The organism is Kocuria sp. KD4 (assembly GCF_011769905.1).
Lineage (GTDB): Bacteria > Actinomycetota > Actinomycetes > Actinomycetales > Micrococcaceae > Kocuria > Kocuria marina.
In genome coordinates this window covers 2,353,145-2,369,862 of record NZ_CP050449.1, presented here as the reverse complement: position 1 = coordinate 2,369,862, position 16,718 = coordinate 2,353,145, and the positions used below count along the sequence as shown (strand labels likewise).

Genomic DNA, 16,718 nt, shown 5'->3' with positions numbered 1-16,718 from the left:
ACGAGGCATGACAAGGTCTTCGTGAGACTTGTTTCACATTGCGGTCACCGTACGCGACCCCACGTGGGACGGTAATCGCTCCGGCAGCAGAGGGAGAACGGTCATGGCCGAAGGCAAGAGTGCGGGCGGCGTGCAATCGGTGGAGCGGGTCTTCGACCTGCTCAACATCATCACCGCGTCCGGAGGGGAGTCCTCGCTCAGCGAGCTCGCATCGCGCGCGGATCTTCCGCTGCCCACCATCCACCGGTTGCTACGCACCCTGATCCCGCTGGGCTACGTGCGTCAGCTGCCCAACCGCAGTTACGCGCTGGGCCCCGGACTGATCCGCCTCGGCTATGCGGCGGGCCTGCAACTGGGCACCTACGCGCAACCAGTCCTGCAGGGGCTCGTGAACGAGCTGGGGGAGTCTGCCAACATGGCGGTGCTGGACGGTCACATGGTGGTCTACGTGGGTCAGGCGCAGTCCTCCCGCTCCATGCGCATGTTCACCGAGGTGGGCCGGCGCGCCCACGTGCACGACACCGGTGTGGGCAAGGCGATCCTGGCGACCCTGCCCGAACAGCAGGTCGTGTCCATCGTGGCGTCCATGGGCATGCCTACCCCCACCGAGAAGAGCCTCGGGACTGTGGACGAGCTTCTCGCCGATCTCGAAAAGATCCGAGAACGCGGCTACGCCGTGGACGACGAGGAACAGGAGATCGGCGTGCGCTGCTTTGCCATGGCACTGCCGGATGCACCCACACCCACTGCGATCTCGGTGTCCGGGCCCACGTCCCGCGTGGACTGGGACTTCGGCGACCGCGCCGTGCCCCTGTTGCGCGAGGCCGCCGAGCGGCTGTGCGGACAGCTGGCCCAGGCCGGCTGAACGCCTTCGTCCGAGTCTCGACGCCGCGTCGGTCCCGGTACCGTTTGGTCCACGGGCTTCAGAACCGCCTGGCGGCAGCCCTCAATGCCCGCGCCAAGCGGTCGCTGTCCTGCGGTGTGTTGTACAGGGCGGGGGTCACACGGATGACCTCGCCGTTCGTCACACCGCCGCGACGTACCGTGAATATCCCCCACGCCTTGGTGAGGTAGTCCGTGATGGCCACGCTGCGTTCCCGGGTCGTGTTCCCGTCGATCCGGAAGGACGTCAGTGCGCCGTACATGCGCCGATCCTCCGGAGTCATGATGGTCAGATTGGACACGTCCAAGACCTGGTGCACCCAGCGATCACGCAGGTACTGCAGGCGCGCGAACTTGTTGGAGGCTCCCACGGCTCGGTGGAAGTCCAGAGCCGCCGGGACCGCCAGGTAGTTGGCCGAATTGGCGGTTCCCGTGTGAATCCGTGATCGCACGTCATCGGCGTCGTGGTCCTCGTCCGCAAAGTGACGATCGATATCGGGAAGGCGATCCTTCTTGATGTAGAGAAAGCCGCAGCCCAGCGGTGCGCCGATCCACTTGTGCAGATTGAACCCCACGAAGGGGCTCTCGAGATCCCTGACGCTGAAATCCACATGGCCCCACGAGTGCGCGGCATCCACGATCGTGTCGACCCCGTGCTGCGCGGCCATCCGGCTGATCTCCGCGATCGGCAGCTTGAGGCCCGTGCGGTGGGAGATATGGGTCAGCAGGAGCAATGTGATCCGCGGATTGCCCCGGAGCAGCTTGGTGTAATGATCGATCACGTTCTGGTACGTCGCGGGTTCCGGGATCGCGGTGGCGATCACGTCCACCCCGCGGCGGTCCTTGAGCCACTTCATGGCGTACTGCATGGAGTCGTAGTCGAGATCGGCGTAGGCCACGGCGTCACCGGGCTTGAGCTTGTTGTAGCCGCCGATCAGGGCCTGTAGCGCCTCCGTAGCGCCGCGCGTGATGGCGATCTCCTCCACGGAGCACCCGACAGCTTCCGCCAGTCGAGCCCGCACATCTGTGATGTGCTCCTCGTACGCGTTGCGGAGGAACCAAGAGTTCTGTTCCTGGATGGTCCGGTTGGCGTGGGCATAGGCATCTCGTACGTTCTGAGGGTTCGCTCCGAAGTACCCGTTCTCGAAGTTGGTGACGGGCATGTCCATGCGGAAATGCCGTGCGACGGTGCGCCAGTACTTCTCGTCACGGGCCAGGCGGCCTGCGGGGGTCCGCGGTGCAGTGGGCAGTCCGGAGGGGTCTCGACCATGGCGCCCACCCTGGTGGGCGTGGGCGGGGGAGGTGACGAGGCCGCCCGCCGCCAGCGCGCCCAGGCTTGCTGTTCCCGCGACCAGATTTCGGCGATTGAGTTCCATGATGTGCAGGCCCCCGGAAGTGTGCTGATGCGCACCACAGCCTGGATGCCGGACATCGCCACTAGTCAAACCGTAAATTTCCAATTCACGATCCGCAGATGAAATTCGGGTGCGCATCACGGTGCGACGCGGGCGGGGCCCTAGCCTGCGGGCTGCGTCGTCGAACCAATCGACTCATCGGGCAGTCATACGGGGTGCTTCTCGCCGGCCCATCACGGCCCGGGCACGGTGAACGCGCGGCGGTACGTCACTGTGCCGCGCGGTGTGGGGGCGTCGTGGTGGTGGGTTGGTGGGTTAGGCGTCGCCTCCGGTGTTACCGCTGGTGCCGGCGGCGGGGTTGGTGAGGTCGTAGCGGGTGATGGCTTCTGCGGGGGCGGACCAGTCGATCTCTCCGCGTTTGGCCAGCATTTCCAGGGTGCGTACGACCATTGAGTGCGCATCGATGGTGAAGTACCGGCGTGCTCCGGCGCGGGTGTCAGCGAACCCGAATCCGTCAGCGCCCAACGAGGCCCAGTCGTTGGGCACGTACTGACGCACGGAGTCCGGTAGGGCCGAGGTGTAATCACTGGTAGCGATCACCGGTCCCGTTGCCCCTGCTAGTGCTTGGGTGATGTAGGGGGTGCGTGCTCCTTCACCGGGGTTGAGGAACGCCTCATGTTCGGCGGCGTGAGCATCCCGGCGTAGGTTCGTCCACGACGTCACCGACCACACGTCGGCGGAGACCGACCATTCCTCGGCGAGGATCCGTTGGGCTTCCAACGCCCAGGGCACCCCGACCCCGGAGGCCAGCAACTGGGCGCGCGGGCCTTCGTTGGTGGCGGGTTTGAGCAGGTAGATGCCGTTGAGGATCCCGTCCACATCGACGTCTTCGGGTTCGGCGGGTTGGTGGATGGGTTCGTTGTAGACGGTGAGGTAGTACATCACGTTGTGATCCTCATCCGCCTGCCCGTACATGTGTTCGATCCCGCGTTTGACGATGTGGGCGATCTCGTACCCGTAGGCGGGGTCGTAGTGGATCACCGCGGGGTTGGTCGAAGCCAGGATCGGGGAGTGCCCGTCAGCGTGTTGCAGGCCCTCACCGGTCAGGGTGGTACGCCCGGCGGTGGCGCCGATCACGAACCCGCGGGCCATCTGATCGGCTGCTGCCCAGAACTCATCCCCGGTGCGTTGGAACCCGAACATGGAGTAGAAGATGTACACCGGGATCATGGTTTCACCGTGGGTGGCGTAGGAGGTGCCCGCGGCGGTGAACGCAGCGGTGGCCCCGGCCTCGTTGATCCCCGGGTGCAGGATCACACCCTGGGCGGATTCCTTGTACGCGAGCATCAGTTCGCGGTCCACGGAGAGGTAGTTCTGCCCGTTGGGGTTATAGATCTTCGCGGTCGGGAAGAAAGAGTCCATCCCAAACGTTCTGGCCTCGTCCGGGACGATGGGTACGATGCGGTGCCCGAAGTCCTTCTCCCGCATCAGGTCTTTGAGGATCCGCACGAACGCCATGGTCGTGGCCGCCAGTTGTTTGCCCGAGCCCTTCTTCCCCGAAGCGAAGGCTTTGTCCGAGGGCAAGGTGAGCGCCTGCTGGGTGTGGGGGCGATCCGGGAGGAACCCCCCCAACTCCTGACGGCGCTCCAACAAATACTTGATTTCCGGGGAGTCGGGTCCGGGGTGGTAGTAGGGGGCGTTGTAGAGATCCGAGTCCAGTTGCTCATCACTGATCGGGATCCGTAAGTGATCCCGGAAGGCCTTGAGGTCTTCGAGGGTGAGTTTTTTCATCTGGTGGGTGGCGTTACGGGCCTCGAAGTGCGGACCCAACCCGTAGCCCTTGACGCCTTGGGCCAGGATCACCGTGGGCTGGCCGGTGTGTTCCACCGCCGCCTTGTACGCCGCATACACCTTGCGGTAGTCATGGGCGCCGCGCTTGAGGTTCCAGATCTGCTCATCCGTGTAATCGGCCACCAGTTCTTTGGTGGCTGCGGAGCGGGCGAAGAAGTGGTCACGGACGAACCCACCGGATTCGGCTTTGAAGGTCTGGTAGTCCCCGTCCAGGGTCTCGTTCATGATCCGCACCAACTCCCCGGTGTGATCCGCCTCCAGTAGGGCGTCCCATTCCCGGCCCCACACGACCTTGATCACATTCCACCCCGCACCGCGGAAGAACGCTTCCAGCTCCTGGATGATCTTCCCGTTCCCGCGTACCGGACCATCCAAGCGTTGCAGGTTGCAGTTGATCACGAAGGTGAGGTTGTCCAACTTCTCATTCGCCGCTAACTGCAGCACACCACGGGATTCGGGTTCATCCATCTCCCCGTCGCCCAAAAACGCCCACACGTGCTGGTCCGAGGTGTCCTTGATACCGCGGTTGTGCAGGTACCGGTTGAACTGGGCCTGGTAGATCGCGTTCATCGGCCCGATCCCCATCGACACGGTGGGGAACTGCCAGAAATCCGGTAAACACCGCGGATGCGGGTACGAGGGCAACCCGTTGGGGGCGTGGGTCTTCTCCTGCCGGAACCCATCCAACTGCTCCTCCGTGAGCCGGCCCTCGAGGTAAGCGCGGGCGTAGTTACCGGGGGAGGAATGACCCTGGAAGAACACCTGATCCCCGCCCCCGGAATGGCCAGGTCCGCGGAAGAAGTGGTTCAACCCCACCTCATACAACGTCGCCACCCCCGCGTACGAGGAGATATGCCCGCCAACGGAGACTTCCGGGCGTTGAGCGCGGTGGACCATCACCGCCGCGTTCCAGCGCAGGAAAGCCCGGTAACGGCGCTCGATCTCCTCATCACCGGGGAACTCGGGTTCTTGATCCACCGGGATCGTGTTCACATAATCCGACGTCGTCACCATCGGCACACCCACCGAATGCGTGCCCGCGTGCTGCAACAACGCCCGCATCACGTACTGCGCCCGCGCGGTACCCTGCGCCTGGATCAACGCGTCAAACGACTCGATCCACTCCTGCGTCTCCTGAACATCAGCGTCCTGAAGATTATTCGTCAACCCACTCAAAATGTGGTGATTGCTTGAAGGCTGCATGTGTTGTTCTCCTGCCATGAGAGGCGGGGCAGTTCTGACCGTGCGGTTGTCGGTCCCCGGGTGGGGGTCCGGCCACCGCACGTGAAGGATATGTGCGAACCGTGTCCTTCCGCTCATCGCGTGAGGACACGGTTGGCGGCGGGAAATCAGTGCTCGCCCGCGGTCCCGGACTTCTTGGAGTCCAGGGGCGCCGGGACCACTTCACCGGATGCGATAATGCACGGGATCTCGTTGCTCTCGGAGTCCACGAGCTTACCATCCTTGACGGTGTCACCTTCCCGCAGGTGATTCTGGAGGTGCTCGATGGATGCGATGGGCACGAAGCGCGGCGGGGCCTCGACCCGTACGGGCGCCCGGACACGAGTTCCTCGATCCAGCGCTGGACGTCCAGGGCCGGTCCTACGGCCGCGACGGCGGCTTCACGATCGAGGCTGTTGAACTCGGTTAAATCCACGATCCATCCTCAAATATTTCGTGATGTGAAATCTAAATTTCATTTAGGAACAGCGAACTGGGTCACACGGGGTAAGTCACCGAGTGGAACCACGTTTCTTCCGAGTAACCGCCGGACTCTTCCACGGGTGTCATCGAAGCGTCGGAAAGCGGCCTCGTCCCCGGGCAGTTTGCATCCCGAGGCCCCCGTGGCATAGGTGTAAGCCATGAAACCGTTCGTGCTGCTGGCCACCCGTGATGACAACGTCCTCGCGGACGAGGAATACCGGGCCGTGGCCCACTTCGGGGGCCTCGAAGAGGACCAACTCGAACGCATCCGTCTGGAGTCCGGTGAGTGGCCCGCGCTGGACCTGGACAGGTACAGCGGGATCATCGTGGGCGGGTCGCCGTTCAACTCCTCGGACCCGCCGGAGGAGAAGTCCAGGGCGCAGCGCGTCGCTGAGACCTGGATCAGCGCCCTGCTGGACGACGTCGTGGCCCGAGACTTCCCGTTCCTCGGCGCGTGCTACGGCGTGGGCACCCTGGGGATCCACCAGGGGGCCAAGGTGGACCGGTCGTGCCACGAGGACGTGGGTCCCATCACCGTGAGCGTGACCGACGAGGGGGCTCGGGATCCCCTACTCGTGCAACTGCCCCGTGAGTTCACCGCGTACGTGGGGCACAAGGAGGGCACCCGCGTGCTGCCGCCCAACGCGGTGCTGCTCGCCACCGGGACCGCGTGCCACGTGCAGATGTACCGGATCAAGAACAACCTCTACGCCACCCAGTTCCACCCCGAACTGGACCCCGAGGGGCTCGTGAGCCGCGTGCGCGCGTACAAGGACTTGGGGTACTTCCGGCCGGAGGACACAGACACCGTGATCGACCGGGTGGTCAACGGCCCCGCCGTGGACCAGGCCCCACGGATCCTACGGGCGTTCGTGGAGCGTTACCGGCGTTGACCCGCCCGGGTCGAGGCGTCCGATCACGAGCCCGGTCGTCAACGCCCGGGGGCGGGCCACCCGGGACTTCCGGTACCACCGGGCGGATCCGCCTCGGGCTGGCATCTCATACGGCGGTCGGAATTCGCCGGTTCTCCGTCGGAGCCACCCCGGATTCACGGCCAGCGCCCTGCACAGAGGGCCCTGAGCGTCCCCCGTGACGGCTACCGTGGAGTCATGAGTCACGCCAGCGCACCGTGGTCCCGTCCGTCGCCCCCCGTCCAGGATCCGCCACGGACCCGTAGCCTCTTCTACCACCGTTTGGCGCACGCGGACCCCCGCCACCGCTGGTGGATGCCGCTCGTGGAGGGGCTCATCCTGCTGGCCGTCCTCCTGCTTCTGACCATCGTATTCCTGCTCGTCATGGTCTTCGCGGCCCCGGAGCGGATCGACGGGGACCTGCTGGCCATGAACCAGCTGGACCCCGTGGTGTTCTTCATCCTCTTCGGCTCCGTGGTCCTCATGCTCCCCAGCGCCCTGCTGGCCCGGCTGGTGCTCGGCCCGCGTCCCCTGGGGCTGATCTTCTCCGTGACCGGGCGGATTCGGTGGAAGTGGCTGCTCACGTGTTTCGTGGCGGCGGTCGCGATCTACGCCCTGATCAACGCGATCGCCGTGGGCCTGGAACTCGCCGCGGGCGGCAGGCCCGTGTCCTTGCAACCGGCCCCCGGTTTCTGGTGGCTCATGGCCTTGCTGATCTTCGTGGTCCCCCTGCAGTGCGCGGCAGAGGAGGTCGTGTTCCGCGGCTACCTGGCCCAGACCATCGGCCGGTGGCTCAAGCACCCCGCGTGGGCCATCCTGCTCCCGGTGCCGCTGTTCGTGCTCGGTCACGCGTACGACATCTGGGGGCAGCTCTCGGTGGGGATCATGGCCGTGGCCATGGGCATCATCACGTGGCGCACCGGTGGTCTGGAAGCGGCGATCGCACTGCACGCCGTGAACAACATGACGGTGTCCCTCATGGCCATGGTGGGGCTCACGGACATGAACGACACCTCCGGGGCGCCCACGGACCTGATCGCGGTGACGCTGATCAACGGTGGTTACGTGGCACTCGTGTTCTGGCTCGTGCGCCGCAACCGGTCCGTGGCCGTGACTCGCACGATCGTCCTGCCGCCACTCCCGCAACCGGCCCGGCTTCCCGAGCTCGGCCACCGGCCCTCTCGGTTGGCCGAGGACGCCTCGGGCCTGGCGGCCTACGTCCTGGACCCGGCCACGCAGCGCTACCTGGTCCTGCCGCCGCAGTACGGTCCGTACTCCGTGCGGGACGGGCAGGGCCGCTACGTGGGTCTGCTGGACACCCGCACCGCTCACGGCGCGCACACGGGGGACGACGTCGCTCCCGCAGTGCCGGGCGAGCCCTGGGGCGATACCTCGAGCGAGAGCACTTCCCGGCCCAACGGTTCCGATTCACACGGTACGGCGACGCCTCCCTCGCCCGGTGCAACGCCGCCGCCCGCCACCCCGGGCGAGCGGGATGTCGCCCCCACCTACACTGGGCGTCATGACGGATAGCTCGCACGAATCCACCACCCCGGCCGACCCCGCCAACGGGACGCCGGAGCCCGGCCCCGAAACTCCGGAGGCCGGCTTCGCGCGGGCACTGGGTGAGTGCATCACGGCCTCGCCCAGCTCGTTCCACGCCGTGGCCACGGCTGCCGCCGCGCTCGACGCCGCGGGGTTCACCGCCCTGGACGAGACCCGGCCGTGGTCGGACCTGTCCGCGGGCGGCTACTACACCGTGCGCGACGGCGCCCTGATCGCGTGGGTGATCCCGTCCAGTGCCGCACCGGGTGCGGGGTACCGGATCCTGGGGGCTCACACCGATTCGCCGGGGTTCAAGCTCAAGCCCCGACCCACCACCGTGACGCACCGGTGGTACCAGGCGGGTGTGGAGATCTACGGCGGTCCCCTGTTGAACTCGTGGTTGGACCGGGATCTGCGCTTCGCCGGCCGGCTCGTGGTGCGTGGCCGTGACGGCGGGACCCGGCAGGTCCTCACCGCGACCGGCCCCGTGGCCCGGATCCCGCAGTTGGCGATCCACCTGGACCGCAGCGCGAACGAGGGTCTCACGCTCGACAAGCAGCGTCACGTGCAACCCGTGTGGGGAGTGGGACAGGACCAGGACACGGACGTCCTGACCGTGCTCGCGGATGCCGCGAACGAGTCGCGCGGAACGCGCCGGACGACCGTGACGGGTGCACCGGGTGCCCCGGCCGGCGACGATGCGTCGGCCGAACCGATCACGGCGTCGGACATTCTCGGCTACGACATCGTCGTCGCGGACTCCCAGGCCCCGGAACTCATCGGCGCGCAGCGCACGCTGCTCGCGAGCGGCCGCCTGGACAACCTGACCTCCGTGTTCGCGGGCCTGCGTGCCCTGATGGAACACGCCCACGACCTCGAGAGCGCGGAGCACGTGAGCGTGCTCGCCGCGTTCGACCACGAGGAGGTCGGTTCGGCCACCCGCTCGGGCGCCGCCGGCCCGTTCCTCGAGGACGTGCTCGTGCGCATCAGCGCCGCGCGGGGCGAGACCACGGACGAATACCGGCGCTCGCTCGCGGCCTCCGTGTGCTTGTCCTCGGACGCGGGGCACCTGGTGCACCCCAATTACCAGGGTCACCACGATCCCGTGAACACCCCCGAGCCCGGGGGAGGGCCCCTGCTCAAGATCAACGCGCAGCAGCGCTACACGACCGATGCCACGGGTGCGGCCGAATGGGCCCGGGTGTGCGAACGGGCCGGAGTGACTTACCAGGAGTTCGTCTCCAACAACACCGTGCCGTGCGGCTCGACCATCGGACCCATCACCGCGACCCGTCTGGGCATCCGCACGCTGGACGTGGGCGTGGGGCTGCTGTCCATGCACTCGGCACGCGAGCTCGTGCACACCGGGGACCTGTACGCCCTGTACCGGGCGGTCGCCGCGTTCTGGCGCCCGTGAGCGCAATGACGCCGCCCCGGCGACCTTCACGCGGAAGGTGGCCGGGGCGGCGTCGTCGTCGAGCGCACCAGCGGCGCGCGGGACCCTGACCCTTACGGGAGTTGGAGCATAGAGATGTCCGCCATGCGGGCCATCACGCGCACCACCTGGCACGAGTAACCGAACTCGTTGTCGTACCAGACGTAGAGCACCACGGAGTTGTTGTTCACGATGGTCGCGAGTCCGTCCACCACGCCGGCGCGGCGGGAGCCCACGAGGTCCGTGGAGACCACGTCCGGGGAGTCCACGTAGTCGATCTGCTTGCGCAGCGGCGAGTTCAGCGAGATGTCCTTGAGGAACTCGTTGATCTGGTCCTTGGACTCCGGGGCGTTCTCCAACTGCAGGTTGAGGATCGCCATGGACACGTCCGGGGTGGGGACGCGGATCGCGTTACCGGTGAGCTTGCCCTTCATCACGGGCAGCGCCTTGGCCACGGCCTTGGCGGCACCGGTCTCGGTGATGACCATGTTCAGGGCGGCGGAACGGCCGCGGCGGTCACCCTTGTGCCAGTTGTCGATCAGGTTCTGGTCGTTGGTGTAGGAGTGCACGGTCTCCACGTGACCCTGGATGATCCCGTACTCGTCGTTGAGGACCTTGATCACGGGTGTGATGGCGTTCGTAGTGCAGGACGCCGCGGAGAGGATGGTGTCCTCCGGGGAGATGTCCTTGTCGTTCACGCCGCACACGATGTTCTTCATGTCGCCCTTACCGGGGGCCGTCAGCAGGACCTTGCCCACACCCTTGGACTGCAGGTGCTGGGAGAGGCCTTCCTCGTCACGCCACACGCCGGTGTTGTCCACGACCAGGGCGTTGTCGATCCCGTACTCGGTGTAGTCGATCTCCGCCGGGGAGTTGGCGTAGATGAATTGGATCGGCACACCGTTGGCGGTGATCACGTTCTTGTCCTCGTCCACGGTAATGGTCCCGTTGAAGGGGCCGTGCACCGAGTCGCGGCGCAGCAGCGAGGCGCGCTTGACGAGGTCGTTGCCGGGCTTGCGGCGCACCACCACGGCGCGCAGGTTCAGCCCGGTGCCGTCGTTGCGGTTGAGCAGGATGCGCGCGAGCAGGCGCCCGATGCGCCCGAAGCCGTAGAGCACGACGTCGCGGGACCCAGGTTCGTTGCGCCCGCGCTGGTCCACGGCGGGAGCAAGGGCCTCGCGCAGGTACGCCTGCAGGTCACCGCTGCCGGCCACGGTGTAGCCCTGGTAGAGCTTGGCCACGTCCACGTTGCACACGCCGAGGTTGAGCTCGCCCAGCGTGTGGACGATCTCGAGGGTCTTGTCGATGGGCATTTCCTCGCCCAGGATGCGGCGCGTGAAGCGGTGGACCTTGATGATCTCCGTGACGGACTTGTGGACCAGGGAACGGCCGAACACCGTGGTGACCACCTTATTGCCGCGGTGCAGCTGACCCACCAGGGGGACCAGCTGCTCGGCAACGGCTTCTCGTTCGGACCACGTGGCGCTCATGAGCATCCTTCTTCCTCGGCCCGGACGTCGTCGTGAGGGCCGTGTTGGGGGTCGCGCGGCGGTGCGCTGACTCGGGTGATGGCGCGCGCGGGAGCGGCGCTGCTCGTCGTGGCCCCAAGTTTACGGTGCGCGGGGGGGGCTTCTCCCGCCCGTGCGGCGTCGTGACAGCCCCGGTGACTCCCCGCACGCTTTGCTAACGTGGGGTCATGTTGACGGTGATCGGTGAGGCCCTCGTGGACGTGGTGTCCCGCGAGGGTGAAGAACCCCGGGCCCATGTGGGTGGCAGCCCCATGAACGTGGCTGTGGGACTGGCCCGGCTGGGTCACGACGTCCAGTTCCTGGGCCGCTACGGCCGGGACGAGTACGGCCGTCAGGTGGCCGATCACCTTACGGGCAACGGGGTGCGGTTGCCGTTCGACGCGGACGCCCTGCCCACCTCCGTGGCCCAGGCGACCCTGGATGAGACCGGTGCCGCGAGCTACGACTTCCAACTCGACTGGTCCCTGGACGTCTCCCCGGAGCGGATCGACGAGCTCCTGCGGGACACCGACGCCCTGCACGCCGGATCCATCGGGGCCATGCTGGAACCCGGCGCCACCGTGGTGGGCCAGGCACTCGAACGCGCTCGCGGCCACGCATTGATCTCCTACGACCCCAATTGCCGCCCGTCCATCATCCCGGACTCCTCGGACGCGCGCGCCCGCGCGGAGAAGATCGTGGCGCTGTCCCACGTGATCAAGGCCTCCGACGAGGACCTGTTGTGGCTCTACCCGCACCGCAGCATCGAGGACTCCGCGCGTGCGTGGCTCAAGGCCGGAGCACGGCTTGTGGTCGTGACCCGCGGGGTCATGGGGCCGTGGGCTGTCAGTCGCGGCACCGGACGCGATGGCGTGGAGGTCCCCGCCGCCCGGGTCACCGTCGCGGACACCGTGGGCGCGGGTGACTCCTTCATGGCGGCCCTGCTCTCGGGACTCGCGGACCGGAACATCCTGGGCCCCACTGCGGCGAGCGCCCTCGACGAGTTGGACAGCGCGCAACTCACGGAGCTGTTGCGCCACGCCGCGGCCGCCGCCGGGGTCACGGTCTCGCGCTCCGGCGCGGATCTGCCCACGCGCGCGGACCTGATCGACCACGCCTGATCCACTGCTTTCCCGTGGCCGTGCGAGGCCCCCAGCTGTGTCATGACCGTAACGAGGAAAGGAACGCTCCCATGTACGACCGTCATCCCTACGCCGATCTGCCCGAACTGCCCACGTTCACAGTGACGTCCACGGACGTGGCCGAGGGCGAGAGCATGAACACGCCCCAGGTCTCCGGGATCATGGGCGCCGGGGGAGGGGACGTCTCCCCGCAGCTGTCGTGGAGCGGTGCCCCGGAGGGCACCCGTTCCTACGTGGTCACGATGTTCGACCCGGATGCCCCCACCCCCAGCGGGTTCTGGCACTGGTGCCTGTCCAACATCCCGGCGGACGTCACCGAACTGGCGACCGGGGCGGCGTCGAACCCGCCCGAGGGCGCCGTGAAGCACCGCAACGACGGCGGCACGGACGAATATCTGGGCGCCGCACCCCCCGAGGGCCACGGCCCGCACCGCTACATCGTCTGCGTCACGGCCGTGGACGTCCCCGAGCTCGAGGTGGACGAGTCCGCGAGCCCCGCAGTGGTCAACTTCAACCTGTTCTCGCACGCCCTGGGACGCGCGTTCCTTACGCCCGTCTACGAAGTGAAGTAACCCGTGGCGCCGGAACACGCCGCGGACCAGCCACCCGTCCGGCTCATCGCGAGTGACCTGGACGGGACAGTGCTGGGCCGTGACTTCCGGTTCCGGCCGCGCACCGTCGCCGCGATCACTGCCGCGCGGGACGCCGGGATTCACGTGGTCTTCGTGACCGGGCGCCCCATGCGGTGGTTGGACCCCCTGCACGAACAACTCGATGACGTGGGGGTCGTGATCTGCTCCAACGGGGCGGTGATCTACGATCCCGGCGCGGAGCGTGTCCTGGAGGCGAGCCTGTTCGACGTGAGCGAGGCCCTGCCCGTCATGGCGGACGTGGCCCGCGAGTTCCCGGATTCTCTGTTCGCCGCGGAGACCCTGGAGCGCGTCTACACGGATCACGGGTGGTCCCGTACGGACCGTATGGAGATCCGCCACATCACCGAAGCGCCCGTGAAGGAGTCGCTCGCGCCCGGCACCGAGGTGGTCAAGCTGTTGGCCAAGCTGGACGGCGCCGATCCCAATCGGTACTTCGAGCACGTCCGTGAGATCGTGGCGGGGCGGTTGTCCGTGACGCATTCGGTGGCCGCCGCACCCCTCGTGGAAATGGGGCAGCGCGGGCTCACCAAGGCCCGCACGCTCGAACACTTCGCCGCGGAGCACGGCATCTCCCACCGGGAGGTCATGGCCTTCGGGGACATGCCCAACGACCTCGAGATGCTCACGTGGGCCGAGCGCGGCTACGCCATGGCGGACGGGCACCCGCACGTGGTCGCCACGGTGGGACGCACCGCACCGGCGTTCACCGAGGACGGCGTAGCGCAGGTGATCGAGGCCTACCTGGAGCACGAGCACATCGTTCCCGTGGCCCGGGAGGGTCGCCATGTCTGAGTCGTCCCGTTCCGATCCGGCCGCCCGCCAGGACCCCGGTGTGCGGCGGCACCCCGCCGCGCTCGCCCACCGTGGGTTCTCCCCGGACGGTCACGAAAACACGCTGGCCGCGTTCCGGGCCGCCGCGGAGCTCGGTTTCGTGTGGCTCGAGACGGACGTGCACACGACCCTGGACGGCGTGGTCGTGGCATTCCACGACCCCACGTTGGAGCGCGTCACGGGCACGAGCGGCAACGTCAACGACCTCACGTGGGAGCAACTGCGGGAAGTGCGCATCGGCGGCACCGAGGAGATCCCCACGCTCACCGAGCTGCTGCGCGCGCTGCCCGAGGCGTGCCTGAACATCGACGTCAAGGACGAGGCGTCCGTCGCCGCCCTGCCCGGGGTCGTGGCGCGCGAGCACGCCGCGCACCGGTTGCGCGTCACGTCCTTCTCCGAATCACGACGACGCCGCGCGCTCGCCGGGATCACCCGGCTCACCGGTGAACGGGTCCGGTCCTCGGCCGGGACCCTGGGCACCGCGGGATTCCTGGCCGTGTCCGTCGTGGCACCCCTGACCGACCGGGTGTCCCGGAAGATCGCGCCCGCGCTGTGGCGGGCGCACATCGCGGCGTGGTCGCGCCTCGTGGCGCCGTTCGACACCCTCCAATTGCCCGAACAGCACCCGGTGCGTTTGCCCGGGGGGCACCGGTTGACCCTGCGGATCGTCACGCCCGCGTTCCTGGACCTGGCCCACCGCACGGGGCTGTCGGTGCAGGTGTGGACCGTCAACGACCCCGCGGACATGAAGCGCCTGCTGGACATGGGGGTGGACGGGCTGATCACGGATCGGGCCGATCTGCTCAAGGACGTCCTGCAATGCCGGGGTCAATGGCCGCCCGACCCACTGTGACACCTACCCCGGATCGCGCACCCTTGTGCGCCGTTCCGGGGTAGGTTGAATGTGATCCAGAGCACCGGTGGGCCGTTCCCGCCGGGTGAACCGACCCGTCGGCCTCGATCACAGGGAGGAAGTATGCGACGCACGTCCAACATGTCCGCCCTGTTCCGCAAGTCCGTGCTGCGTCATCTGACATCGCAATGCGTGCCGGCCGGGCGCCGGATCATGGCCCCCCGCCTGAGCAAGATCCCGTAGCTGGACGAAGCTCGCCCCTCAATCGGTGTCGCGCGTCCCGCGACACCCTCCGAGCGTCACGCTCGTCGCCGCCCTGTTGCGTGCCCGGGATCGTTCACCCCTGCGAGGAACCATGAACCCACGACCGTCACTCCGTCCACCCCGCACCGCACCGTCCGAGTTACCTCCACCCGATTGCCCGCCGTCGGCCCCGGTGGCCGGGGTCCCTGCGGCGCGGGGTCCCGGTGGTGGATCCGCGCGGTACGGCGCGTTCTCCCGGCGCGAGTTCATGGGACTGGGCGCCGCGGCGGCGTCGTTCGCCCTGGCCGGCTGCGCTGCGGGCGAGCAGCCGGGCGCGGCGGCGATCCGCGCCACGGGCGCACCGCAGCGCGGGGGCATCTTGCGTGTGGGTCTCACGGGCGGCGGTGCGTCCGACAGCGTGGACGCCCACGTCCCGGTGGGCACCGCGGATGCCGGGCGCGTGATCAACCTCTACGACGGGCTCTACGAGTTCGACGCCGACTACGTCCCCGTGCCCGTGCTCGCCGAGTCGGCCACGCCGCAGGACGGCGGGCGCGAGTGGCTCGTGCGGCTGCGCAAGGGCGTGGTATTCCACGACGGGCGTCCGTTCACCGCGCGGGACGTCGTGGCCACGTACGACCGGGTCACCGACCCGAAGGACCCCAAGACGGGCGCTTCCGGGCTGGCCCTGTTGCGGCGCACCGTGGCGGTGAACGATCACACGGTGCGCTTCGAACTGTCGGAACCGGATGCCATGTTCGTGGACTCGACCGCGCAGTACTCCATGGGGATCGTGCCGGTGGACTACGACCCCGCCGCACCCGTGGGCACCGGCCCGTTCCGGCTGGGCACGTTCGAACCCGGTCAACTCACGGTGCTCGAGGCCAACCGGGACTACTGGCGGGAACCACCGTTCGTGGATGAGGTCCACCTGGTGAACTTCAACGACCAGGACGCGCTGGTCAACGCCCTGCTCTCCACCCAGGTGGACGTCGTGGGGCAGTTGCCGTTGTCCCTGATCGACGTGGTCAACACGGACCCGCGGCTGTACACCGTGGTCTCCGAGACCGGTAACTGGCTGCCGTTCACCATGCGCGTGGACACAGCACCGTTCGACGACGCCCGCGTGCGGGAGGCGTTCCGCCTCGTGGTGGACCGGGAACAAATGGTCGAGCAGGTCTTTTCGGGGCACGGCACGGTGGGCAATGACATGTACGCTCCGTTCGACCCGGGGACACCGCGGCTCGAGCAGCGCACGAGGGACGTGGCCCGGGCCCGGGACCTGCTCACGCAAGCGGGTCACCCGGACGGGCTCGAGGTGGAACTCGTGACGGCACCCATCCAGTCCGGCGCGGTGGAGGCCGCCCAGGTCTTCGCTGAGCAGGCATCTGAGGCCGGGATCACCGTGAACCTGCGCCGCGTGGACACCACCACGTTCTTCGGGGACGGCTATCTGCAATACCCCTTCTCCCAGGACTTCTGGTACACCCGCAGCTTCCTGCCCCAGACCGCGAACGGGACCCTGCCGGCGTCCCCGTTCAACGAGACGCACTGGGCGGATCCCGAGTTCATTGCGCTGTACGAGAAGGCCCGGGCCACGCTCGACGACGATGCGCGGCACGACCTCGTGGCGCGGGCCCAGAAGCGGTTGTACGACGCCGGCGGGTACATCGTGTGGGGGTTCTTCAACCAGGCGGACGCGTACCAGAATTACGTGGGCGGCGGTTCCGAGCACCGCGCGGGGATGCCCGTGAGCGGGTTCCAGCTGCGCACCCTCTGGATCGACCGGGAAGGGAAGTGATCGC

Annotated in this window: 13 protein-coding genes; 9 read left to right on the top strand and 4 right to left on the bottom strand. The window is 67.6% G+C overall.

Annotated features, from left to right (window positions below; all coding sequences use genetic code 11):
- The first annotated feature begins 103 nt into the window (after nt 1-103).
- Nucleotides 104-865, top strand: coding sequence for an IclR family transcriptional regulator (locus HBK84_RS10565; protein WP_035964809.1), 762 nt, complete (start codon nt 104-106; stop codon nt 863-865).
- A 58-nt stretch (nt 866-923) separates the two neighbouring features.
- Here the strand turns inward: HBK84_RS10565 and HBK84_RS10560 are convergent, their stop codons facing one another.
- The 3 genes from HBK84_RS10560 to HBK84_RS10550 all read right to left on the bottom strand — a co-directional run bounded on the left by HBK84_RS10560 (nt 924) and on the right by HBK84_RS10550 (nt 5,611).
- Nucleotides 924-2,258 (bottom strand): aminotransferase class V-fold PLP-dependent enzyme, encoded by a 1,335-nt coding sequence (locus tag HBK84_RS10560; RefSeq protein WP_167318857.1) that lies wholly within the window; start codon nt 2,256-2,258, stop codon nt 924-926.
- Nucleotides 2,259-2,552: 294 nt separating this feature from the next.
- On the bottom strand, nt 2,553-5,291 hold the full coding sequence (aceE, locus tag HBK84_RS10555) for a pyruvate dehydrogenase (acetyl-transferring), homodimeric type (RefSeq protein WP_167318856.1): 2,739 nt from the start codon (nt 5,289-5,291) through the stop codon (nt 2,553-2,555).
- 146 nt (nt 5,292-5,437) lie between these two features.
- The gene (locus HBK84_RS10550; protein WP_206069149.1) at nt 5,438-5,611 is read right to left on the bottom strand and encodes a hypothetical protein; all 174 of its coding nucleotides are present in this window, start codon (nt 5,609-5,611) and stop codon (nt 5,438-5,440) included.
- A 339-nt stretch (nt 5,612-5,950) separates the two neighbouring features.
- Between HBK84_RS10550 and HBK84_RS10545 the strand changes: the two genes are divergently transcribed.
- From HBK84_RS10545 to HBK84_RS10535, 3 genes are all read left to right on the top strand, one after another.
- Nucleotides 5,951-6,685: a glutamine amidotransferase gene (locus HBK84_RS10545; protein ID WP_064847463.1), complete on the top strand. Its 735-nt coding sequence runs from the start codon at nt 5,951-5,953 to the stop codon at nt 6,683-6,685.
- A gap of 216 nt (nt 6,686-6,901) precedes the next feature.
- Nucleotides 6,902-8,236, top strand: coding sequence for a CPBP family intramembrane glutamic endopeptidase (locus tag HBK84_RS10540; RefSeq protein ID WP_098055768.1), 1,335 nt, complete (start codon nt 6,902-6,904; stop codon nt 8,234-8,236).
- Nucleotides 8,226-9,665, top strand: a complete 1,440-nt coding sequence (locus tag HBK84_RS10535) for a M18 family aminopeptidase (protein WP_167318855.1) — start codon at nt 8,226-8,228, stop codon at nt 9,663-9,665. Before HBK84_RS10540 ends, HBK84_RS10535 begins: the two co-directional genes overlap by 11 nt.
- Before the next feature lie 92 nt (nt 9,666-9,757).
- Here the strand turns inward: HBK84_RS10535 and HBK84_RS10530 are convergent, their stop codons facing one another.
- Nucleotides 9,758-11,173, bottom strand: coding sequence for a glyceraldehyde-3-phosphate dehydrogenase (locus tag HBK84_RS10530; RefSeq protein ID WP_240505791.1), 1,416 nt, complete (start codon nt 11,171-11,173; stop codon nt 9,758-9,760).
- Between the two features lie 206 nt (nt 11,174-11,379).
- Between HBK84_RS10530 and HBK84_RS10525 the strand changes: the two genes are divergently transcribed.
- The 5 genes from HBK84_RS10525 to HBK84_RS10505 all read left to right on the top strand — a co-directional run bounded on the left by HBK84_RS10525 (nt 11,380) and on the right by HBK84_RS10505 (nt 16,714).
- Nucleotides 11,380-12,312 (top strand): carbohydrate kinase, encoded by a 933-nt coding sequence (locus tag HBK84_RS10525; RefSeq protein WP_035959299.1) that lies wholly within the window; start codon nt 11,380-11,382, stop codon nt 12,310-12,312.
- Nucleotides 12,313-12,383: 71 nt separating this feature from the next.
- The gene (locus HBK84_RS10520) at nt 12,384-12,905 is read left to right on the top strand and encodes a YbhB/YbcL family Raf kinase inhibitor-like protein (protein WP_167318854.1); all 522 of its coding nucleotides are present in this window, start codon (nt 12,384-12,386) and stop codon (nt 12,903-12,905) included.
- Between the two features lie 3 nt (nt 12,906-12,908).
- Complete coding sequence (locus tag HBK84_RS10515) at nt 12,909-13,778, top strand: HAD family hydrolase (RefSeq protein ID WP_167318853.1); 870 nt, start codon at nt 12,909-12,911, stop codon at nt 13,776-13,778.
- Nucleotides 13,771-14,670 carry a glycerophosphodiester phosphodiesterase family protein gene (locus tag HBK84_RS10510; protein WP_167318852.1) on the top strand — a complete coding sequence of 300 codons (900 nt, stop codon included), beginning with the start codon at nt 13,771-13,773 and terminating at the stop codon, nt 14,668-14,670. Before HBK84_RS10515 ends, HBK84_RS10510 begins: the two co-directional genes overlap by 8 nt.
- Before the next feature lie 511 nt (nt 14,671-15,181).
- The gene (locus HBK84_RS10505; protein ID WP_167319199.1) at nt 15,182-16,714 is read left to right on the top strand and encodes an ABC transporter substrate-binding protein; all 1,533 of its coding nucleotides are present in this window, start codon (nt 15,182-15,184) and stop codon (nt 16,712-16,714) included.
- Nucleotides 16,715-16,718: the final 4 nt, after the last annotated feature.